This window comes from Prosthecobacter sp. (genome assembly GCF_044227185.1).
Lineage (GTDB): Bacteria > Verrucomicrobiota > Verrucomicrobiia > Verrucomicrobiales > Verrucomicrobiaceae > Prosthecobacter.
On record NZ_JBGAFO010000001.1, the window covers coordinates 421,372 to 442,698 of the forward strand.

The window sequence follows — 21,327 nt, forward strand, 5'->3', positions numbered from 1 at the left end:
TATTCTCTGTACCCCCCCGACCATGAGCGAAACGACCGCCCAGCCCCCCAAATTCACCAATGCGCTCGCCAAGGAGCGCTCGCCCTACCTGCTGCAGCATGCCCACAATCCAGTGAACTGGCTGCCGTGGGGAGAGGAGGCGTTTAAAAAGGCGAAGGCGGAGGACAAGCCGATCTTTCTCTCGTCCGGCTACTCGACCTGCCACTGGTGCCATGTGATGGAGCGGGAGTCGTTTGAGAACGAGGAGACGGCGAAGATCATCAACGAGAACTTCATTCCGATCAAAGTGGACCGCGAGGAGCGGCCGGACGTGGACCTGACGTACATGACCTATGTACAGGCGGCGAGCGGGCACGGCGGCTGGCCGATGAGCGTCTTTCTCACGCCGGAGTTGAAGCCGTTTTACGGCGGCACATATTATCCGCCGGAGAATTCGCCGGGGCGCATTGGGTTTAAAAATCTGCTCAATGAGCTGCACAAGGTGTGGACGGAGGACCGCAAGGGCATCGATGAACGTGCGGCGCGCTCGGTGGAAAAGCTCCAGGACCACCTCGACAACGAGAACACGGCGCTGCATGAGATCAATCATGAGACGCTGGTGCAGAAGGCCTATGATGATCTCTCCGGCTCGTTTGATTATCATGAGGGCGGCTTTGGCAGCGCGCCAAAGTTTCCACGGCCCACGACGCTGAACCTGCTGATGCGCATCCACCGCATCCTGGCGGAGCGGAAGGGCGAAGACCGCGAGTCCGAGAGCAACTGGGCGATGGAGATGACGGTGAAAACGCTGCGCGGCATGGCGAATGGCGGCATGCGGGACCACATCGGCGGCGGATTCCACCGCTACAGTGTGGACGGCTACTGGCACATTCCGCATTACGAGAAGATGCTGTATGACCAGGCGCAGCTTCTCACCGCCTACACCGAGGCCTGGCAGCTCACGCAGAACGCCATGTTTGAAACCATCGTGCGCAGCACGGTGGCGTATGTGAAGCGTGACCTGCGGCAGAAGGACGGCGGGTTTTTCTCCGCTGAAGATGCGGACAGCCTGGCCACGGCCGATGCGGCGCATAAAACGGAAGGCGCCTTCTATGTGTGGAAGGCGGCGGAGATTGACGAGATCCTGGGCAAGGAGGACGGGAACATTTTCCGCTATGCCTACGGTGCGCGGCGCGATGGCAATGCGCGCGCGGAGAGTGATCCGCAAGGGGAGCTGAAAGGACTGAACACGCTGTACCGCGCGGTGTCGTTTAAGAAGACTGGGGAGTACTTCAAGAAGTCGCCGGAGGAGATCAAGGCGATCATCGACAAAGGGATTGCGGCGCTGTTTGAGGCGCGCGCGAAACGGCCGCGGCCGCACCTGGATGACAAGGTCATTGCTGCGTGGAACGGGCTCATGATTTCAGGGCTGGCGCGCGCGGGGGCTGCGTTTGGAGATGCGGAGATGATCCAGCTGGCGGCGGATGCGGCGCAGTTTCTGCATGACCAGCTCTGCACCACGCCGGGCAAGGAGCTGCACCGCTCCTGGCGCGAAGGGGAGCGCGGCCCGCGGGCTTTCGCGATTGATTACGCGTGCCTGATTCATGGCTTGATTGACCTGTACCAGGCGTCTTTCGATGTGAAGTGGCTGCGATGGGCCACCGACCTGCAGACCGAGATGGATGCGCTCTTCCTCGACATCGAACACGGCGGCTACTACAGCGTGCACACGGACATGCCGCACAGCGTGCTGCGCATCAAAGAGGACTACGACGGCGCGGAGCCTTCGCCCAACTCGCTGGCCGCGCTGAATCTGGTACGCCTCAGCGCGCTGCTGGCCGCGGATGCGTGGAAGAAGCAGGCGGAGAAGATTTTCGCTCTGTTTGGCTCGACGCTGCAAAGCAGCCCGTCCTCCGTGCCGATGATGGCGATGGCGTATGATCTGCACCATCGCGGCAAGCAGCAGATCGTGCTCGCGGGTGATCCGGGGAGCGAGGCGTTCAAGGCGCTGGCGGGGAATGTACACCGGCGCTTTCTTCCCACGGCCGTGGTCTTGTGCGCGGATGGTGGCGCGGGCCAGGAGTGGCTGGCGAAGCATAATGAAGTGCTCGCCGGGATGAAGCCCGTGAAAGGAGAGCCTGCGGCGTATGTGTGCCAGAACTTTACGTGCCAGGCGCCGGTGACCACGGTGGAGGGGGTGGAGAGGGTGCTGGGGAAGTGATGCTTTCAATAGTTCATGAGAACCAATGTCATTTTTAAATGCACGGTCAGTGGTTGCCTGATGTTGAGCATAGTGTGTGTCACGTCTTGTCGAACCACCAAGCGTCCTCCGTTATCTGAGTGGCAACAAGAAAGCCTGCGCCTGACGAAGGAAGGCGAACGTCAAGCTGGATTGAACAACAAATACAGAGCTAATTATGCAGCCAAATACGCGGCCTATCGATGCGAGAATCCTGGATTGCCGGTGATCAAGTCTTACAAGCTGCCTTTTGATGAGCATCACGGCATTGACGCATCGAAGTGGCGTCCTATTGAGCTTGCGCACGGCATCGTGGTCCGTACTCAACTGGGCAAGGCAATACGAGTCAATAGTCGTAACGACACCTTTCGTACCAATACACGTCACATCCTTGAAGTTTCAGGCAAGGAGACGGGTCGTGCTGAAAGTCTGCTCTCACGGGAGGGCGACGGCGAAGTCATGGGTTCTTCTGAAATCACTTTTTCTGAGACCTCGCACGAGGTTCTCATCGAGGATTTCATAGGTGGTGCTGGAGCACGATACCGCCACATCGCGTTCATTCCTGAGCAGGGAAGCGCAATGAACAAGGACGGCGTGCCTACCCGATGGCGCAGGGTGTACGTCGATCTACCGAGCCATGTCTTAGTTGGCAGCGATCTGGGAGAAATTGGAAAGATACATGGAGTTCTAAATGGTAAAATCTATGTGGAAATGGACGGCCATTTTTATGCTTTTCCAGTCGATGATTTTGTGGAGGAGAAACTGGAATTCACAGTGGGCTGATCAAGCTTCATGTCGCCGCCATGCACGACATTACCCCGATCCCGAAGGGATCGTAGAAGGTAGCCAGGGGGCGAATGCCCCCTGGAAGGTGAGTGCCCCGGAGTTTTTTCAAGTGCGCATGCCGGAGGCATGCCAGCACGGCCCTTCCATGCCTGATCCGCGTGTCAATCCAGATAGCGCTCGTCGAACTCCACGCCGGCGCGGCGCAGCATCGTGACCAGTTCTTCGCGGAATGTTCGTACGCGGTGATGTTCTTCCTGATCGTTGACATAATCCCGCACCGATTCAATCGCCGTCGGACTGACGGTGAAGGCGGCGTAGCCTTCCTGCCAGGCGAAGTGAGGTTGTTGAAGAGCCTCTTGGGTCCAGTTCGTCGCGTCTTTTTTCAAATCGCGCATGAAGTCGGAGAGGCAGTGAGTGGGTTTCAAGCCGAAGAGCAGATGGACGTGATCCGCCACGCCGCCGACGCAGAGTGGTGTGCCGCCGAGGCCGTGAATCATGCCGCCAAGGTATTCGTGCAGTCGTGTGCGCCATGCGGTGGCGATGAGGGGATCACGGTTCTTGGTGGAGAAGATCACGTGGTAGTGCAGCGAGGTGTAGGTGCCGGGCATGCGGTGGGAGAATTGACGTAGAATGTTTCAGGTATAGGAGATTGGGCAACCATTTTGAGGCGAATCATCGTGCGTTGAATCATGGCGATTTGGGGACGTCCTGGTGGGCCGTGAGGCGGGAGCCACGGGGAGATCGGACGTTGCTAGCATGCCTCCGGCATGCGCCCTTAAAGAAAGCGTTGGAGGGGTGAGCTTTCCAGGGGTCTGCGACCCCTGGCTACCTTCTATGATCCCTTCGGGATCGGGGTGCCGGAACTGGTCACGCTCTTTTCTTTTCCATCATCCTCAGCGCCCGTTTGCAGGCGGGGGGCGTATCGTTAATCTCGCGCCTCCATGTCTCGTACTGCCAAAAAATCTGCCTCCAAAAGTTCGCTCAGTGACGTCATTCGCATCCGGGGGGCGAGGCAGAATAATTTGAAGGGGGTGGATCTGGATCTGCCGCTGGGGAAGCTGAATGTGATCACGGGGCCGAGCGGATCGGGGAAGTCTTCGCTGGCGTTTGATACGATCTATGCGGAAGGGCAGCGGCGGTATGTGGAGACGTTTTCTCCTTACACGCGGCAGTTCTTTGAGCGGATGGACAAGCCGAAGGTGGATGCGATCGAGGGGATTCCGCCGGCCATCGCGATCGAGCAGGTAAACAACATGCGCAGCACGCGCTCGACGGTGGGGACGATCACGGAGATCAATGACTATTTGAAGATGCTGTTTCCGCGGCTGGCGGAGGCGACGTGCCCCTCATGCAAGCGGCCGGTGCGGCCGGAGTCGCCGGAGAGCATTCTCAATGAACTCATCAATGCGCATGCGGGAAAGCAGGCGCTGATTTTGTTTCCGGTGCCGGTGCCGAAAAACACGGTGGCGGAAGATTTTGCGGTGTTCCTGCAGTCGCAGGGTTTCCTGCGTATTTTTCTGTATGGAAAGGTGATCCGGCTGGATGATGCGGATGCGCTGAAGGGGCGCAAGCTGCCGGCGCAGGTGATGGTGGTGCAAGATCGTGTGACGCTGGAGGCGAAGCAGCGTGCGCGTGTGAGCGAGGCGCTGGAGGCGGCGCTGCGTTATGGCAAGGGCAAGGTGGCGGCGAGCATCGACGAGGAGACGCAGCATTTTTCGACGGACTGGAGTTGTGCGGACTGTGGCATCACGCTGCCGGCACCGACGCCTGGGTTGTTTAGTTTTAACAGTCCGATCGGGGCGTGCCCGACGTGTCGTGGGTTTGGGCGGACGCTGGGGCTGGACATGGGCAAGGCGATTCCGGATGAGTCGCTGAGCATCAACCAAGGGCTGGTGCGGCCGTTTCAAGGGAGCACGTACGGGGACTCGCAGGTGGATCTGGAGAAGGCGGCGCGAAAGCGCGGGGTGGACATTCACAAGCCGTTTGAGGATTACTCGAAGGAAGACCGCAAGTGGCTCATCGAAGGCACGCGGGATGATCCGGAGGAGGCGTACAATCGCGGCGAGTGGTATGGGGTGCGGGGGTTTTTCAAATGGCAGGAGTCGCGCAGCTACAAGATGCATGTGCGGGTGTTTCTGAGCCGCTACCGTGCGTACACGGAGTGTAGCGACTGCGGTGGCGGACGCTTGAAGAAGGAGGCGTACAATTATCGCATCGGCGAGCACACGATTGCGGATCTCTCGCGGGTGCCGGTGAATGAGCTGCATGCGCTGGTGCAGTCGTGGCCGATCAAGGGCAGCGACCATGTGGCGACGATGCTGCGCGGGGAGATCGCCAGCCGGCTGAGCTACATGGATCGCGCAGGGCTGGACTATCTGAATCTGGACCGGCAGACGCGTACGCTGAGCGGTGGTGAGTTACAGCGGGTGAATCTCACGACGTGTCTCGGGGCTTCTCTGGTGAACACGCTTTTTGTTTTGGATGAGCCGAGCATCGGGCTGCATCCGCGTGACATTGGACGGCTGATTGGCGTGATGGAAGGGCTGCGCGACAAAGGCAACACGCTGCTGGTGGTGGAGCATGAAGAAGCGGTGATGCGCAGCGCGGACAACCTGATCGACATCGGGCCTGGGCGTGGCGAGAAGGGCGGGGAGCTGGTTTACAGCGGGCCGCTGGAGAAGCTGGGAGCGAAGGTGAAGTCGCTGACGGGGGATTATCTTTTTGGGAGGAAGTCGGTGCCGGTGCCGGCGAAGAGGCGTTCCGTCAAACGCGACAGCGTCCTGGAGTGCGCCGGCCCTCCGGCGCTTTCGAAAGCTTCGCGGTCTGCGAAAAGCTCCAGAGGACTGGAGCACTCCAAAACGCTCACGCGCGATGTCGCACGGTTTCTTTCCATTCGCGGAGCACGGCAGAACAACCTCAAGAAGCTGGATGTGGATATTCCGCTGGGGGTGTTTTGTTGTATCACGGGGGTGAGCGGTTCGGGGAAATCGACGCTGGTGCATGATGTGCTGTACCGGAATTTGCAGAGGCTGCGGGGCGAGGTGTGTGAAGAGGAGCCGGGGCGGGTGAGCAAGATCACGGGCTGGGAGCAACTGCATGAGGTGGTGATGGTGGACCAGTCGCCGCTGGCACGCACACCGCGCTCGACTCCGGCGGTGTTTCTCGGGGCGTTTGATCACATCCGTGCGCTGTTCTCCGAGACGGAGGATGCGAAAGCGCAGGGGATCATGCCGGGCTTCTTCAGCTTCAACTCGGGTGAAGGACGCTGCGAGCGCTGCGCGGGGAATGGCTTTGAGAAGATCGAGATGCAGTTCCTGAGCGATCTGTATGTGACGTGTCCGGAGTGCGAGGGGAAGCGCTACCAGCCGCATGCGCTGAAGGTTTTGCTGCATGGCAAAAGCATTCACGATGTGCTGGGGATGACGGCGGAGGATGCGGTGGACTGGTTTGGCGGGCCGCTGTTTGAGACGTCGAAGAAGGCGAAGCAAATTGTATCGCAGCTCGCACTTTTGAATGAAGCGGGGCTGGGATATCTGAAGCTGGGGCAGCCGCTGAACACTCTTTCGGGTGGAGAGGCGCAGAGACTGAAGCTGATCGGGCATTTGATCGAGCATCCGGCGGGTGCGTCTGCGGGAAGTCTGCTTCTGCTGGATGAGCCGACGACGGGGCTGCACTTTGATGACATCGCGTTGCTGGTAAAGCTGCTGCAGCGGCTGGTGGAGGAAGGTCACAGTTTGCTGGTGATTGAGCACAACCTGGAGGTGATCAAATGCGCGGACTGGGTGATTGATCTTGGGCCGGAGGGCGGCGAGGCGGGCGGCACGCTCGTGATCGCGGGAACACCGGAGGAGGTGGCGGAGTGCAGTGCGTCGCATACGGGAAATTATCTCAAAGAGGTGCTCGGATCGGGGAGTGTGGTGAGAGAAGCGGCACGTGGTTACACAGTGGCGAGAGCCAGTGTTCCAGAACGGGCTGCTGCGGAGCCGCGAAGCGAACCCCGAACTACGAACACGATCTCGATCAGCGGAGCGCGGGAGCATAATTTGAAAAATGTCTCGGTGGAGATTCCGCGGGATGAGTTTGTGGTGGTGACGGGGCTGAGCGGCTCGGGCAAGTCGTCGCTGGCGTTTGATCTGATCTTTGCGGAAGGGCAGAGGCGCTTTTTGGACAGCATGTCGGTGTATGCGCGGACGTTTGTGGAGCAGATGGAGAAGCCGGAGGTGGATCTCATCACGGGCGTGCCGCCGACGGTGGCGATTGAGCAGCGGATCTCGCGCGGTGGTGGGAAATCGACGGTGGCGACGGTGACGGAGGTGTATCACTTTTTCCGCCTGCTGTTTTCAAAGCTGGGCACGCAGTACTGCCCGCATTGCGAGGTGCCGGTGAAGAAGCAGAGCGTGCAGGCGATTTTGAAAACGGTGCAGCAGCATTTGCGCAGCGGTGGCGGGCATCTGCTGGCACCGCTGATCAAGGCGCGCAAAGGTTTCCATACCGATGTGGCGGAGCATGCCGGCAAGCATGGCATCGAGACGCTGCTGGTGGACGGTGAGTTCCGCGACACGATGGGCTTTAAGAAGCTGGAGCGTTTCAAGGAGCACACGATTGATGCGGTGATCGCGCGCGTGGCGAAGGGTGATGATGCGGAGAAGCTGCGCACGCAGATCGAGGCGGCGCTGAAGATGGGCAAGGGCACGATCAAGCTGCGCATGAATGACAAGACCATGCATGTGCTGAGCACGGAGATGAGCTGCCCTTCGTGCGGTTTGTCGTTTGAAGAACTGGATCCGCGACTGTTCAGCTTCAACAGCCCACACGGGTGGTGCAAAGACTGCCGTGGCTTTGGTCTGGTCGGTCATAAGACGGATCACAGCGACCGTGCGCCGGATGTTTCGGTGCTGGAGGCAGAGCTGGAGGAGGAGCGGCGGTTTGAAAGTGCGGATGACGAGGAAGAGAAGCCGCGTGAGATCTGCCCAAGCTGCCAGGGCAGCCGCATCAATGAGATCGGCCGTGCGGTGCAGCTGCAAGGCACGAAGATTCAGCAGTTCGCCGGACTGACGGCAGGCGATGCGGGGAGGCTGCTGGACAAGCTGAAGTTTGACGGGACGGAGGCGATCATCGCACGAGATATTGTGAAGGAGATCGCGCAGCGTCTGAAGTTCATGCAGGAGGTGGGGCTGGGGTATCTGCAGCTGAACCGCAGTGCGGACACGCTGAGTGGTGGTGAGGCGCAGCGCATCCGGCTTTCGGCGCAGCTTGGCAGCAATCTACGTGGTGTGTTGTACGTGCTGGATGAGCCGACGATCGGCCTGCACCCGCGCGACAATGAGAAGCTGCTGGACACGCTGATGGCGCTGCGGGACAAGGGAAACTCGCTGCTGGTGGTGGAGCACGATGATGAGACGATGAAGCGTGCGGACACCATTCTGGATCTCGGGCCGGGTGCCGGAAAGTTTGGCGGGCAGATCGTGGCGCAGGGGACGATGGCGCAGATCATGAAGAACAAGCAGAGCGTGACGGGCGCGAGCCTGCGCGAGCCGCTGGTGCATCCCGTGCGCGGCGAACGCCGTGCGCTGCCTGGAGCGAAGGCCAAGGAAGGCTGGCTGCGTGTGACGGGCGCAACGGCGAACAATTTGAAAAATGTGGATGTGTCCATCCCACTGGGGCGCCTGACGGTGCTCACCGGCGTGAGCGGCAGCGGCAAGAGCTCCTTCATGCACGGGGCGCTTTCGCCGGCTGTGCGCGAGAAGATCAGCAAAGCGAAGGTGAAGCCGGCGGTGAAGGCGTGGAAGAGCATCAGCGGCTTTGAAAATCTGCAGACGGTGCATGAGGTGGATCAGTCGCCGATCGGCAAGACGAGCCGCTCGTGCCCGGCGACGTATGTGGGCATTCTGGATGACATCCGCAATCTCTTCGCGCAGGTGCCGCTGGCACGTACGCGCGGCTACACGGCGAGCCGTTTCTCCTTCAACACCGAAGGCGGACGCTGCGAGACCTGCGGCGGCAATGGCGAGATCAAGGTGGAGATGGCCTTCTTGCCGACCACACGCGTGCATTGCGAGACCTGCAACGGCCAGCGCTTCAATGCGGCCACGCTGGAGATTGAGTACAACGGCAAGAACATCGGCGATGTGCTGCGCATGAGCATCAGCGAGGCGGCGGAGTTTTTTGAAGTGGTGCAGAAAATCGCACGCCCGCTGAAGCTGCTCGCGGACACGGGCCTGGGCTATTTGCAGCTCGGCCAGCCGAGTCCGACGCTGAGCGGTGGTGAAGCCCAGCGCATCAAGCTGGTGACGGAACTGCGCAGCGGTGATGGGCGCACGACCAAGGAGCGACTCAAGGGCATCACGGTGGCCGGAAAGCGTAATCTGTATCTCATTGAAGAGCCGACCATCGGCCTGCACATGCAGGACGTGGCGCGCCTCATCGATGTACTGCACCGGCTGGTGGATGAAGGCCACACCGTGGTCGTCATCGAGCATCACCCCGACGTCTATGCCGAAGCGGACTACCTCATCGACATCGGGCCTGAGGCTGGGCCTGAGGGTGGGAAGGTCGTGGCCGCGGGGACGCCGGAGCAGGTGAAGAAGTGCAAGGGGAGCCAGACGGCGCGGTTTTTGTGATGACTTGGGCACGGAGGTGCTGGCATAATGAGGCCCTTGCTTCATGCCATGAATTCGCTCCTGCTTCCGTTTGCCACCCTCGCGCTGGCCACGACGTCTGTGCTTATGGGGGGAGAACCACTGGATCTGCCCAAAGGATTTAAGCCCGATCCCGCGCGGCCGGAAGGGGACGAAAGCCTGTCGGCAAACCGAAAGTTCTTCAAGGCCAAGAAGGCGATTGAGGCGGACTACCGGGCGCGACTGGCCGACATCATCAGCCATGCCAACCGCGTGGAACTCGTCCTGTTAGACTTTGAACCGACGAGTGATCTGGAAAAGATCCCCGAACCAGACCGCTTCGCTATCTCCCCCTCCAATTCTTCGACCAGGATTCTCCGCCGTATTACCCCCAAGCCGGACATTGCCGACCTCGCCAAACAGCATTTTCAGCGCCTTTTGCGGACTCGTGATGATCATGAAGGTGGCGCATGGTGCCACATGCCGGTCCACGGCGTCCGCTTTTTCAAAGACGATCACCTGCTCTTTCAGACCTCGCTTTGCTGGACATGCCACAACTACTTCGTGACTTACCCCGATGACGATGAAACCGCCACCTGGGTCGGCCTGGAGGATGAAGGATTGAAGAAATTCATGCTCGAACAGCTCCCGATCCCAGAAGAGGAACTCCGCCGTTTTCACAAGGCTTTTCCACCGTCAAAGGAGGACACGCCGCAGAAGTAGCATTTATTTACATTCCTGGGCGTATGGTGGTGGGTGCAGGGGTGCCGGGGAGCGGGACAGTTTCTGTGAGCGGGTGGTGACGAAAACGTCGATCCCAAGAAAGCGGCGGCTTCGGCGTCATGCTGCCGCATGCTTTCGCACCGACCATCGTCTCGTCGCATTCCCGACTGGCACAGGGAGTGCATTGACGGCAAGTGGAGGTGGACCGTTCCATGGGGAGTGTTTGGCGTGGTCGGGGCTACCGTGGCGCTTCTGTTCTGCACTCCATGGATGGCTGGACACATCGAGCGCAACACTTTCTACGAGTTCAGGTTGAGTCTTGCAGATGCGTCCACCGCCATCCCGCCTGGAGCGATGGTGGTCCGAGTTCACTCCGAACACGAGATCCAGGTGGGCGAAGTGATGCTGGATGTGTCCGTGCCAAACATTCGCATCGAAGAGGAATGGCTGCGGAGCGAAATGGAACGGAAACAGGAGGTGCTAAGGCGGAAGGCCGTTCGGGCCGCGATTCGGCGAGAGCTGAAGAAGATCCCTTCGACGTCGGCCATTGTGCTTTGCGTCGATTCGCAAACGCCCCTGGAGACCATCGCCATCGTCTGGACGAGCATTCAGGCGGTTTCAAAAGCGGCCCTTTATTTCAATGTTCGCGATGAAGAGCCAGGCGGAGTGCCGTAGGAGGCGGGCAGACAGACCGAGAGTTTTTAGCAGGTTGTGTGTTATGACCCGGTGAACCCAAGAAAGGTTTGGCATCTGCGTCATCCTCCACATGCGTTCACATCGATTCCCGCGTCGTCGCAGCCCTGACTGGCAGGACGAGTGCATTGACAGCAAGTGGAGGTGGAGCGTGCCCTGGAGCATCACCACGGCTGGGTTATTGATTTCGATGCTGGTGGTAACGTCCCTTTGGAATGATGCCCTGCTGAAGGACTTCTCCAATTATTTCAGGTTCGAAGGGACTTTGAGGCTTTCCGTGGCATGTGCCGATGCCAGCAAGCGAGAGTCTTGGGAGCCAGGCATTCTTTGGATGGACACCCAGCAGACCCTGCATGTGGGCGGCAGGGGCGTTTACCATCCCCGCCTGACGTCCCGCCACCGCCGGCTCGTTAGCGTCCCGCCGCCGGCATCCCGGATCACCGGGCCTCGCTGGCGCCCTTCAGATATTCCGTGGGAAGGCTGATGAGAGCCGCTCAGATGAGACCTCGTGCCGGCTTACGAGTTCGTTAACCAGCAAATATCTGCTGCAATGCCTGATGCGCTGCGCTTCGAACCTTGGCGGACATCCAAAGTGTTGACTGTTGCTCCAGATCATCGAGCACCTGTGCAGCCCTCTCTCGGGTCAAGATGCCAGTGGCGGCTAGATACAGAACCACGCCAAGAGAGCCACGAACCTGGAGCCCGAGAGACTGACCAATGGCGCGAGCCGCCGTGTCATCGCTAAGAAACAGGTCCGCGCCGATTTCTTTGGCGTAGGCCAGGGCTTCCGCCTCGCCGGCATGAAGCAGGTCAGCCTGGAGCCACTTAACAGCCTGCCGACTGGCGTTCGCAGATGGCGTGATCACCCGAAGCCATGGGGGAAGGCCTGTCTGGCACAAGGATGGGGCATGGCGTTGGAGTTCAGACCAGACTTGGGGTGTCATCTGGATTTCGCCCATACTGGCGATCAAATCGATGGCTCCCACTTGATGGAGGTGCAAAAGCGGGCCGGTATCTGTCACGACGACGGTCATGATTTGGCCGCATTCAGCGCCCAGGCAATATCATCGAGCTGCTGTTGCTCCAGCAGGTCCAGTTTGCGATGACTCATCAGATCCCGGATGGCAGCGCGCACGGCTTCCGCCTTGCTCTCAAACCAGCCGGATTGCACGGCGGCGTCAAGTTCGGCAGAAAGCGCCTCGGGAAGTTCGATGGTCAGGGTTGCCATGCGATAAATTATGCCATCAGACAGGCCTGCGCAAGACCGTCCTCCTTGCATTCCCCCGGCTCCCACCTTTGATGCTGGTTCAACTTTTGAACTGAACGACACATCATCATGGGCGCACAATGGAAACAGAAATGGCGGGAAATGGCCGCGGACCAGAAGGGGAAGATCACGGGCAAGCTGGTGCGTGAAATCCAGGTGGCGGCGAAGCTGGGCGGGCCGCACCCGGAATACAACGCCCGACTGGCAGCCGCGGTGGCGAATGCGAAGAAGCAGAGCGTGACGCGGGACACCATCGAGCGCGCGATCGCCAAGGGGTCAGGGACCGGGCCGGATGCGGTGCAGTATGAGACGACGATTTATGAGGGCTTCACGCCGCACCGGGTGCCGGTGGTGGTGGAGTGCCTGACGGACAACAACAACCGCACCTCCTCGGAAATCCGCGTGCTGTTTCGCGCGGGCAGCATGGGCAAGGTGCTGTGGATGTTTGACCACGTGGGCCTGGTCGAGGCGCACCACGCGGACAAGTCGCTGGACATCGAGGAGGCGGCGCTGAACGCCGAGGCTGAAAACGTGGAGCCGATGGAGGTGGAGGATGAAGAGGCGGCCGGGCACATCGGCGCGCGGTTTTTCACCCAGACGACGACGCTGGATGCGGTGACGAAGGCGCTGAAGGCGGCGGGCTGGCAGATCACGACTTCGGAAATGAGCTACATCCCGAAGGAGTACCCCGAGCTGACGGATGAGCAGCGGGAGGAGGTGACGGGATTTTTGCAGACGCTGGATGGACATGATGATGTGCACCGGGTGTATGCTGCGCTGAAATGACAGAAGAATGACGAAACCAGAATGAGGAATGACGAATGAAGTCCTAATGACGAAGCTCGAACGAGCCGGTGCGGCCCGAATTCGTCATTTGGGCTTGGCCATTCATTCGTCATTCGTCATTGATTCGCTTCGCTCACCCCTTCGGGGCAGCCTGTGGCTGTCTGTCGCACTTCGTTTGGCTCTAATTTCGTCATTTTTTCTCCTGTGCGGCTGTGGGAAGAAAAAGGCCGCCGTGAAGCCCGTGGAGACGCCGGTGGTGGTGAAGCCGACGCTGCTGACGGAGGCGGAAAGGCTGGGGCTGGCGGCGCGTGTGCCGGTGGATGTGGAGTTTTGCGTGAGCAGCGTGCAGTTGAAAAAGCATGCAGAGGCGCTGCAGGCTTCGCGCTGGTGGGGGCAGATGCAGGCGTTTGTGGAAGACAAGACACCGACGGCCGAAGAGAGCGCCAGCGTGGCGGTGGATGAGGCGTTTCTGGCCTTTGGCAAAGACAGCGTGAAAAGCCTTCTGCTGCTACGGCAGTTGAATGATCTTTACAATGAGACGGCGTACCGCGGCATGATGAGCGGAGGTGTGCTGGCCGGTCTGGGAACGAGCTTTGATGCGAAGAAGCTGATGGATGCCGCGCTGCGGGATCCTGAAGTACTGGAGGCGCTGATCCTGATGCTGGAGCGCTTTGAAATGCCGCCGGTGATGATCGGTGTGGCATCGCCGGAGCCGGAGCAGGTGCTGCGGCGGATGAGCGATCTGCTGCATCTGGCGGACTGGCTGGGAAATGCGCCGCAGTCGCGCATCGTGACGGCCCAGGGCGAAAAGATCACGGTGAATGAGATCGCCATGGAGCAGGTGCTGACGGTGGAGCGGCGGCGGGAATGGATGGACGCCCTGGAGAAAGCGGCGCCGGGAATCACACCGGAGATGAAGGACCGGGTGGCGCGTGGCCTGGAGGTGCTGGCACGCAAGAAGTGGGTGCTGGCGCTGGGGCTGGGCCCTCAGCGTGCGTACCTGGCGGTGGGAAAGGCCAAGGACCAAATCCGGCTGGCCAATGCGGTGGAGGACTCCCTGCTGGCGCGGCCGGAGCTGCGCCCGCTGGATGAGCATGCCCAGAAAGGCCTGGGACTGATCGCCTGCTGGGACGGGGTATTCTGGGATGTGCTGCAGTCAGACCATCCGTTTCAGCCGATCGTGCGTGGTGTGCTGGCGGGGCTGCAAACCGAGAAGACCTTTGCCCCCATGGCGCGCGCGCTGGAACCACAGGTGATCGAACTGGCGGCGGCGGAGCGCGCCTTTTACCACAGCGAGCACACCAACGGGGCAGCAGTGGCGTGGTGGAACCATGGACTGCAGGTGGAGATGACCGGCGGCTTTTCCGCAGCAGATGCCGTGGTGCTGGGAAGGGCCTCGCAGTTTACAGCCCTGCTGGATGAACCGGAGCTCGTGTTTGGTCTGAGCGGCCAGGGATCCGGCACGGGCGCGGGCAGGGCGTATTTTGAAGCATGGATGCGCATGGTGCATGCGACGGCGCACGAACTGGCGAAGGCGGGAGTCGGCGGTGATAAAGCCGCGGACGTGCTCAAGCTGGTGGATCACGCAGTGCTGCCGCAGGTCATCGAAGTCTATGATGGCACGAAAACGATCTGGCAGAAGGCGCTGGGCGACGATGGGGCATTGATCCTCGATGTGGGTGGGAAAATGCCCGCGCTGCCCGGCCTGCCACCGGGCGGCGAGGCGGTGCCAGTGCCGCGTCTTGCCAGCGTGCGCGAGATCAAGAACCGCGGGCTGATCGGCGCGGCCTGGGAGAACATGGAGACGGCGCTGCGGCAGCTCTTGAAAAACGTGCCCGCGCCGCAGCCGCTGGAGCTGCCCAAGGCAGTGACCAAACAGAGCGGAGATCTGACGAGCTACAGCTACGAGCTGCCGTTTGATTCGCGTGAGGCGGGGCCCTGGGTCTCCTTGAACGACCGGCTGTTCATGCTGGGCACCTCACGCGTGCAGCAGGCGCATCTGGCGGAAATCCTCAGGCAGCCGGCCGCGGGCGCGGCCCCGGGCCTGCGGGTAAAGGTGAGCTTCACGAAGCTGCGGGAGTTTCTGAAAGCCTTCGCAGCGGTGCGGGCGCAGAGCGGCGGCGCGGATGAGCTGAAGGCGGCCTTGAAATGGCTGGAGCCGTTTGAGGTGCTGGATCTGCGGCTGTGGAGCGAAGAGGGCCTGGGGAAAGCACGGGCATCGTGCCAGATGCACGATGTGATGAGCTACGATTGACGCCAGACGGCGCTCTCTCGTTACTTCGGGGACACCGGCGTGGGCTCGGCCTGCGGGCGCCAGGTGAGGAGGTCTTTGTCGTTCTTGATGTAGATGACGGGGACGGCCTGGCCTTTGGGGCCGTCTGGCAGGAGGCGGCCTTCGGCATCGAAATTGGCGATGCGGGAGTCGGCGTAGCGGATCCAGCCCTGGAGCGCGCCGGAGTCGGGATCGTAGCGATAGACATCCCGCCACTGCTTGGGCGTGGTGAGGCGCGGGCTGACGTAGGCGGGCGCGGTGGAGCGCTCCAGCACGTCCGGAAAGAGCACCTGGCTGATCAGGGTGATGTTGAGGCCGCGCAGCATGTAGCGCTCGCCGAGGGAAAGCTTGTCGGGCGGAGACATGGTGTCGATCTGGCCGGAGGCCTGCTCGATGAGGACGCCCTGAAGAATGAGGCGGTGAAGCTCGGCGCGAATGTCCGCGACGGCGGATGATTTGGGCGAAGCGGCGGCGAGTGCGTCGAGCTCGCGCTGGGAACCAAGGTAGAAGGGGTGGAAGTTGGCGATCAGGTTGAGCACCTTGTCGATGGTCGCACGAACGGTGAGATCAGATTTTCCGGCGACCTTCGTCTTCAGCGCGGTGCTGATGGCCTCGTCCAGTTTGGTGCGCAGCCGGGCAGCCTCTTCCTTGCGTTTGTCCGCGTGCTCGATGGCGCTGAAGGCTTCGAGCTGCGGTTTGAGCGCGAGGTACTGCTGCTGCAGAGTGCTGCGTTCGTCGGGCGTGAGGACTTGATCCAGCAGGCGGCCGCGGAGGTTGGTGTCCTTCGTGCTGAAGGCCAGGAGGATCTTCACCCAGCGGGAGTCGGTGTCGGTGACAGGCAGGCCGAAGTCGGGGTTGTGCGTTTGATAGTGGATTTCAGACACACGGCCCTGCTCATCGTAGAAGTGCATTTCATTGGGCAGCATGTAAAAGCTGATGATGGCGGGAGCGCTGATGCTGGAGCCGTTGTCGGCAAAGATGCCGATGTCGATGCGATGACTGCGGATGCCGGAGGCCGCGGTCACAGGCGGCGCCCAGCGGACGCGGAGACGGATGACATCGCCGCCGGGCTTGGACTCGATGTGGACGAAGCGCGAATCTCCCTGCAGGAGGGCGGCGCGCATTTGCAGCGGCGCCTTGACGAGATTGAAGGTTTTGTCAAAACCGATGAGCATGCTGTGCTCGGCTTCATTGCCGCGCAGGATGCGGGCGATGGAGGCCGGACCTTCCGAGAGGCGCCAGGGGTACGGGCCGGGCAGCTCAAAGAAATTTTTCCCCGCTTCGATCTTCGTTTCCTCAAGGACGCGCAGCAGCACCAGCGGCGGGATTTTTTCCGGCGTCATCTCATGGGCGATTTGCACCATCTTTTCCTCGTCGATCTGCGCGCCGTCGAAAACCGGCGGATGCGCCTTGCCGCTGAAGTAGTCCTCGGAGGTCTGCACCATCTTGTTGGAGCGGCGAAAGATGGACTGCAGGGTGGGCATGAGCAGGCGCTTTTCGATGAGCAGCTTCTGCGTGTCAGGAGGGAAGGCGGCGGTGGCGGAGAGGAAAGCCTGCAGAAAGGGCTGGTCGGTGAAGGAGGAGCCCTGGGAGACGAGCAGGCAGGGTGTGTTCACCGGCAGGAGGTCGCCATAGCCGCCGCCGGCGGCACCGTTGGCGCCGATGTCATAATCCTGGTGCTCGGGATAGATGAAGAGATTGTTGGAGAGGTACTGCTGCGCCAGGAAGCGGTTGCCGGCAGGGTCCATCATGTAGATGCGCGGCAGGCAGCCGAGCTGCGTGGCGGCGGAGGCCATGGAGCAGTTTCCCAAAGTGGGCTGCGGGCGGACCTGCGTGGCGGCGCCCTTGTCGTTTTCGCCACCTTTGTGAACCTGGAGCTGAGGGTATGACGCCGTGTTCAGCGGTGAGTGCTGGCCGTCACGATTTTCATAGGTGATGGCCTGGAGGCCGGCGGCGGTGCCTTTGGCAAACCACTCATTGAGGAGGCCGGCCACTTTGTCCGTGCGGGTGGTGACGGGCTGTGCCATGACGCCGGAGAGACCCAGCGTGAGAAACGCAAGGAGGCGCATGAAGGCCGTGGGTGTGGTCAGCACGCCGCATTGTCACAGCGGCACCGCACTTCGCAAAAGGAATATGCTACGCGGAAGGTTTAAGCTCCCGGTGAAGCCAGCGGGAAGCGCAGCCTGATTTCCGTGCCCAGATCCGGGCTGCCCTGCACAAAGAGCTGGCCGCGCATCTGATCGGCAAAGACGGCGAGGATTTTCAGGCCGAGTCCGCTGCCTTCGCCCGGGTGAAACTCCGACGGCAGGCCGATGCCATCGTCACGGATGACGAGCTCGCCGCTGCCCTGGGAATAATGCAGCACGGCGGAGACCTGCCCCTGACGGCCATGCGGGTAGGCATGCTCAAAGCAGTTGGAGAGGGCTTCATTGAACGTGAGGGCCAGGGGCATGAGCCACTCCTGCTCGACGGGACCTTCCTGCACGTCCAGATGCACCTTGATCTGCTCCGGCTGCACTTCGTAGCATTCACGCAGGTGGGAGATGAGATCGCGCGTAAAGTCGCCGAAGGTGTCCCCCTTCCCCAGCGCGACCTGGTACAAATGCTGATGCAGAGCGGCGATGGCGCGCACGCGGTTCTGGCTGGAGCGCAGAGCGTTGCGCGCGTCCTGATCGCTCACGCCATTGATCTGCATGTTGAGCAGGCTGGAGATGATCTGGAGATGATTTTTGATGCGGTGATGCGTCTCGGTGAGCAGGAGTTTTTCGCGCTCCAGATCCACGACCGGCCAGCGCGCGCTGGAAGGCGAGACCACCTGGAAAGCCAGCGGTGTGCTTGCCTGCGGGCCTGCCACCGGCGCCGGCTGGGCCGCTGAGACCGGGGCTTCCGGCGTGAAGTGGGAGGTGAGCTCGAAGCCGCCGTCATCGAGCATGCGGGCGCTGATGCTGGCTTCTCCGCGCCTGCCGTTCGCTCCGAAAAACGGGCGCTGCACGATGCACTGAGGGTCCGCTGCCTGGGCGGCAAGATCCGCGAAGAAACCGGTGGCGTCCGAAGGGCGGAAGAGCTGGTGCAGCGGCCGCCCCGTCGCGGCAGCGGTTTCGAATCCAAAAGTCTGCTGCGCCTGCTCCGTCCAGGTACGCACGCGGCCGTTGGCATCCGTGGTGAGCAGCGTGGCGCTGGCCGGGCCGGCAGTCGCGGCAGGCCTGGGCTCCATCGGAGCGAGGGCGGGCACGTCCGGAGCGGCCACCGCGTGCGCGGCATCCGGCACCTCCTGAAGGTAATGAATGGTGCAATGGGTGTCCCCCTGGGCATCCGGAACGGTGGCCAGATGCAGCGTGGCGCGGGAGAAGGAGCCGTCCACGCGCTTCACGCGCACGGCGAGCGCCTCCGCCTGGCGGCCGCTGCTTTGCAGAGTGCGCAGGGCATCGCGGCGCGCCGTGGCGCTGTCAGGGTCCAGCCAGGCATCCAGCGGGTAGCGGCGCAGCTCAGACTTCGCCTGGCCCAGCAGGAGCTCGGCGTGCTGGTTGACTTCGAAAATGACCCCGGCCTTGTCCGTCATGACGATGGCGATGGGGCTGCCCTGCATCAGCGTGCGAAGCTTCGCCTCCATGCTGCGGAGCTGCTCTTCGTGACGGGTGTGCTCCGTGGTGTCCTGAATGCTGACGAGCAGCCCGCCGCCCGGCAGTGCCACGGGGTGGAACTCCAGCTCCTTGAGCAGGCCGTCCGCCGTGGCGAGAGACACCGTGCGCGTGAGCTGACGCCGCCACACGCTTTCGCGCCAGGCCAGCGCCACATGCGTGCGGTGCTCCTCCGTGGGGCAGCCATGCGCGAGCCAGCTTTCGACGGTTTGGTCACTTTCAAGCGGGCGGCCGAGCAGCTTGGCGAGCCCCTCGTTCTGAAACACCGGCATGCCACGCTCATCGAGCACGAAAATGCCGCAGGGGACCGCTTCGAGATAAGCCCGCAGACGGGTTTCACGCCTGCCAAAGGTCTGCTGCGCCTCGGCAAGGGTGCGCAGCTCCTGGCGTGAACGGGAGAGTTCATTCTCCAGGCGTTTCACCACGGCATCATCCGCCGGGGGAGGAGACGGCGGGATGGGCGCGGCAATGACCACCGGGATGGGAGCGGGCACTGGAGGTGCGAAGCGCGTCACCACCTCCACCGGCGGTGGCGCTGAAAAGCCCATCAGCATGAACTGGCGTGAGGAGCCGTCCGGACCTTTGTGCGCCAGCGGGGAGACCAGCCAGCGCGAAGGACTGCTTGCATCGGAGGAGGCATCAGCTCGGGTGTTGATGTAAACAGGGACCAGATCCGGCGCCACGGTCACACGAGTCAGCGCGTCCAGAGTCTGCTGCCGCAGCGCGCTGTAGTCCCGCCCTTCATTAAACACTTCCCAGAAGCAGGTGGTGCCCTCCTGGATGCCTTTGTCCAAAGTGAGATGTGCGGCGGCGACATTCGCCCGCAGAATGGCGCCGTCCGCATTCAGCACCAGCATGGGCATGGAGCAGTCCAGCGGATCTGGCGCCCTGGCCATCGGCGGCGTGCTGTGTTTCTCTTCAGAAGAAGGCGCCGCGTTGTCAGCATCCTCGCCGGCAGGCTGCGGAGAGCTGAACTTTTCGCAGGTGACCATGAGCCCGCCGACGGCGGCATCGCGCTTCTTGCGCCATGGCCGCACCTCCCAGCGATAGACCAGGTGGCGTCCATCAGGACCGCTCAGAGAGTCGTGCTCACTGCGGACAATGTGGCCCTGCAAGGCGCGCTCATAGACCTGCCGCCAGCCTGGATGCAGCCCGGGAAAGATTTCATACTGGCTCCTGCCGACGAGGGGCTGAACCTGCTGCAGGCCAAATTCGCTGATCCACTGGCGGTTGGCCAGCATGTAGCGCATGCCGCGGTCAAACATGGCCATGGCCACCGGGGCATTTTCCACCAGCACGCCGAGCACCAGTTCCATGTCCTCAGATTCGTGTTTCGGGAATTCCTGGCCGGGTGAGAACGCCGATGTGCTTCCTGGGCGAGGCTCCTTCCCGTCGTCACGCATTTTCTCCAAGGGCGTGGTCTGCGCCTTGGGATGAATGACGTTTCTCAAAACTGAGGAGGACATGGGGTGATTAGTTGAGAAAATTTGAAATTTAGGTTCTCTCAAGTTATCAGCAAGGCGAAAATGCGACGATTTGCGTCTCAGTTCAGCAATAAACGCGCCGGGAGGCAAGCTTCATCATCGCCGAGGTTCGGTAAAATCATTCACGGTGGTAGGGCTCTCCGCGGATAATCGTGTAGGCCCGGTAGAGCTGCTCCATCAGCGTGACCCAGGCGATGTCATGCTGCATGGTGAGGCTGGAGAGGGACCAGGACGCTTTGGCCTTGGCGCGGAACTGCGGCGAGTGCCCGTCCGCACCGCCGATGACGAGGCAGACGCGTTTGCGGCCGGAGACTTCCTCGTTCTCGATCCACCGTGCCATTTCCACGCTGCGAAGCTGCCTGCCGCGTTCATCCAGCAAAATGCAGAGATCTCCGGCGCAGGCGGCCTCGATCTGCTTCTCTACTTTCTCCAGCGGCGCCTCCTTGATCACCACATGCTCGAAGTGGCTGTAGTGCTGAAGTCTTTTCCAGTAGAGATCGACCGCCTCCTTCACCCAAGGGTGGCCGGGCTTGCCGACCGTGATGATGCGCCAGTGCATAGGCTAAAAGCGCACATCTCATCAGGATATACAAGGTGTCCGTGATATTATTGCCATTTTAATAAAAATGGATTTTGTTGCAGACCATTGCCATCCTTGTTGTTGCATAATTTAAAAAGATCGTTAAAATGAGAATGCCAATTCAAAAATTAACCGCTGCCAAGTCTATGTCCCAAGCCTCCTCTCCTTCGGTTCATCTCGCTGCTGCATCCAGCCTTGCGGCGTTGATGCTGGCATCCTGCGCACTTCCTCCTCGTCAAGCCTGGCAGGAAATTCAAACTCGT

General features: G+C 61.1%; 13 protein-coding genes. 7 read left to right on the forward strand and 6 right to left on the reverse strand.

Annotated features, from left to right (window positions below):
* The first annotated feature begins 22 nt into the window (after positions 1-22).
* Both ACILSQ_RS01710 and ACILSQ_RS01715 read left to right on the forward strand, forming a co-directional pair.
* Positions 23-2,200, forward strand: a complete 2,178-nt coding sequence (locus ACILSQ_RS01710) for a thioredoxin domain-containing protein (protein ID WP_395741842.1) — start codon at positions 23-25, stop codon at positions 2,198-2,200.
* A 15-nt stretch (positions 2,201-2,215) separates the two neighbouring features.
* Entirely contained in the window at positions 2,216-3,001 is a 786-nt protein-coding gene (locus tag ACILSQ_RS01715) for a hypothetical protein (RefSeq protein ID WP_395741843.1), read from the forward strand.
* Between the two features lie 164 nt (positions 3,002-3,165).
* On the opposite strand, the gene tnpA is transcribed toward ACILSQ_RS01715, so the two are convergent.
* Positions 3,166-3,612 (reverse strand): IS200/IS605 family transposase, encoded by a 447-nt coding sequence (tnpA, locus tag ACILSQ_RS01720; protein WP_395741844.1) that lies wholly within the window; start codon positions 3,610-3,612, stop codon positions 3,166-3,168.
* Positions 3,613-3,945: 333 nt separating this feature from the next.
* Between tnpA and ACILSQ_RS01725 the strand changes: the two genes are divergently transcribed.
* From ACILSQ_RS01725 to ACILSQ_RS01735, 3 genes are all read left to right on the forward strand, one after another.
* Complete coding sequence (locus tag ACILSQ_RS01725; RefSeq protein WP_395741845.1) at positions 3,946-9,624, forward strand: excinuclease ABC subunit UvrA; 5,679 nt, start codon at positions 3,946-3,948, stop codon at positions 9,622-9,624.
* 48 nt (positions 9,625-9,672) lie between these two features.
* On the forward strand, positions 9,673-10,344 hold the full coding sequence (locus ACILSQ_RS01730; protein ID WP_395741846.1) for a hypothetical protein: 672 nt from the start codon (positions 9,673-9,675) through the stop codon (positions 10,342-10,344).
* Between the two features lie 270 nt (positions 10,345-10,614).
* Complete coding sequence (locus tag ACILSQ_RS01735) at positions 10,615-11,019, forward strand: hypothetical protein (RefSeq protein ID WP_395741847.1); 405 nt, start codon at positions 10,615-10,617, stop codon at positions 11,017-11,019.
* Positions 11,020-11,564: 545 nt separating this feature from the next.
* Here ACILSQ_RS01735 and ACILSQ_RS01740 read toward each other — a convergent pair.
* Together ACILSQ_RS01740 and ACILSQ_RS01745 are read right to left on the reverse strand one after the other, a co-directional pair.
* Positions 11,565-12,071 (reverse strand): hypothetical protein, encoded by a 507-nt coding sequence (locus tag ACILSQ_RS01740; RefSeq protein WP_395741848.1) that lies wholly within the window; start codon positions 12,069-12,071, stop codon positions 11,565-11,567.
* Positions 12,068-12,265, reverse strand: a complete 198-nt coding sequence (locus tag ACILSQ_RS01745; RefSeq protein ID WP_395741849.1) for a ribbon-helix-helix domain-containing protein — start codon at positions 12,263-12,265, stop codon at positions 12,068-12,070. Before ACILSQ_RS01745 ends, ACILSQ_RS01740 begins: the two co-directional genes overlap by 4 nt.
* 108 nt (positions 12,266-12,373) lie before the next feature.
* On the opposite strand from ACILSQ_RS01745, the gene ACILSQ_RS01750 reads away from it, so the two are divergent.
* Positions 12,374-13,090, forward strand: a complete 717-nt coding sequence (locus ACILSQ_RS01750; protein WP_395741850.1) for a YebC/PmpR family DNA-binding transcriptional regulator — start codon at positions 12,374-12,376, stop codon at positions 13,088-13,090.
* Positions 13,091-13,322: 232 nt separating this feature from the next.
* Complete coding sequence (locus tag ACILSQ_RS01755) at positions 13,323-15,344, forward strand: hypothetical protein (protein WP_395741851.1); 2,022 nt, start codon at positions 13,323-13,325, stop codon at positions 15,342-15,344.
* 20 nt (positions 15,345-15,364) lie between these two features.
* Here the strand turns inward: ACILSQ_RS01755 and ACILSQ_RS01760 are convergent, their stop codons facing one another.
* From ACILSQ_RS01760 to ACILSQ_RS01770, 3 genes are all read right to left on the reverse strand, one after another.
* On the reverse strand, positions 15,365-17,431 hold the full coding sequence (locus ACILSQ_RS01760; protein ID WP_395741852.1) for a hypothetical protein: 2,067 nt from the start codon (positions 17,429-17,431) through the stop codon (positions 15,365-15,367).
* An 80-nt stretch (positions 17,432-17,511) separates the two neighbouring features.
* Complete coding sequence (locus ACILSQ_RS01765; RefSeq protein ID WP_395741853.1) at positions 17,512-20,466, reverse strand: PAS domain S-box protein; 2,955 nt, start codon at positions 20,464-20,466, stop codon at positions 17,512-17,514.
* Positions 20,467-20,602: 136 nt separating this feature from the next.
* On the reverse strand, positions 20,603-21,043 hold the full coding sequence (locus ACILSQ_RS01770; RefSeq protein WP_395741854.1) for a 23S rRNA (pseudouridine(1915)-N(3))-methyltransferase RlmH: 441 nt from the start codon (positions 21,041-21,043) through the stop codon (positions 20,603-20,605).
* Positions 21,044-21,327 lie beyond the last annotated feature (284 nt).

What these genes read in the sequence shown, in the direction of transcription:
- ACILSQ_RS01745 (WP_395741849.1), bottom strand. Translation starts at nt 12,265, where the DNA reads ATGGCAACCCTGACCATCGAACTTCCCGAGGCGCTTTCTGCCGAACTT.
- ACILSQ_RS01725 (WP_395741845.1), top strand. Translation starts at nt 3,946, where the DNA reads ATGTCTCGTACTGCCAAAAAATCTGCCTCCAAAAGTTCGCTCAGTGAC.
- ACILSQ_RS01770 (WP_395741854.1), bottom strand. Translation starts at nt 21,043, where the DNA reads ATGCACTGGCGCATCATCACGGTCGGCAAGCCCGGCCACCCTTGGGTG.
- ACILSQ_RS01730 (WP_395741846.1), top strand. Translation starts at nt 9,673, where the DNA reads ATGAATTCGCTCCTGCTTCCGTTTGCCACCCTCGCGCTGGCCACGACG.
- ACILSQ_RS01750 (WP_395741850.1), top strand. Translation starts at nt 12,374, where the DNA reads ATGGGCGCACAATGGAAACAGAAATGGCGGGAAATGGCCGCGGACCAG.
- ACILSQ_RS01710 (WP_395741842.1), top strand. Translation starts at nt 23, where the DNA reads ATGAGCGAAACGACCGCCCAGCCCCCCAAATTCACCAATGCGCTCGCC.
- ACILSQ_RS01715 (WP_395741843.1), top strand. Translation starts at nt 2,216, where the DNA reads ATGAGAACCAATGTCATTTTTAAATGCACGGTCAGTGGTTGCCTGATG.
- ACILSQ_RS01760 (WP_395741852.1), bottom strand. Translation starts at nt 17,431, where the DNA reads ATGCGCCTCCTTGCGTTTCTCACGCTGGGTCTCTCCGGCGTCATGGCA.
- ACILSQ_RS01735 (WP_395741847.1), top strand. Translation starts at nt 10,615, where the DNA reads ATGGCTGGACACATCGAGCGCAACACTTTCTACGAGTTCAGGTTGAGT.
- ACILSQ_RS01765 (WP_395741853.1), bottom strand. Translation starts at nt 20,466, where the DNA reads ATGTCCTCCTCAGTTTTGAGAAACGTCATTCATCCCAAGGCGCAGACC.
- tnpA (WP_395741844.1), bottom strand. Translation starts at nt 3,612, where the DNA reads ATGCCCGGCACCTACACCTCGCTGCACTACCACGTGATCTTCTCCACC.
- ACILSQ_RS01740 (WP_395741848.1), bottom strand. Translation starts at nt 12,071, where the DNA reads ATGACCGTCGTCGTGACAGATACCGGCCCGCTTTTGCACCTCCATCAA.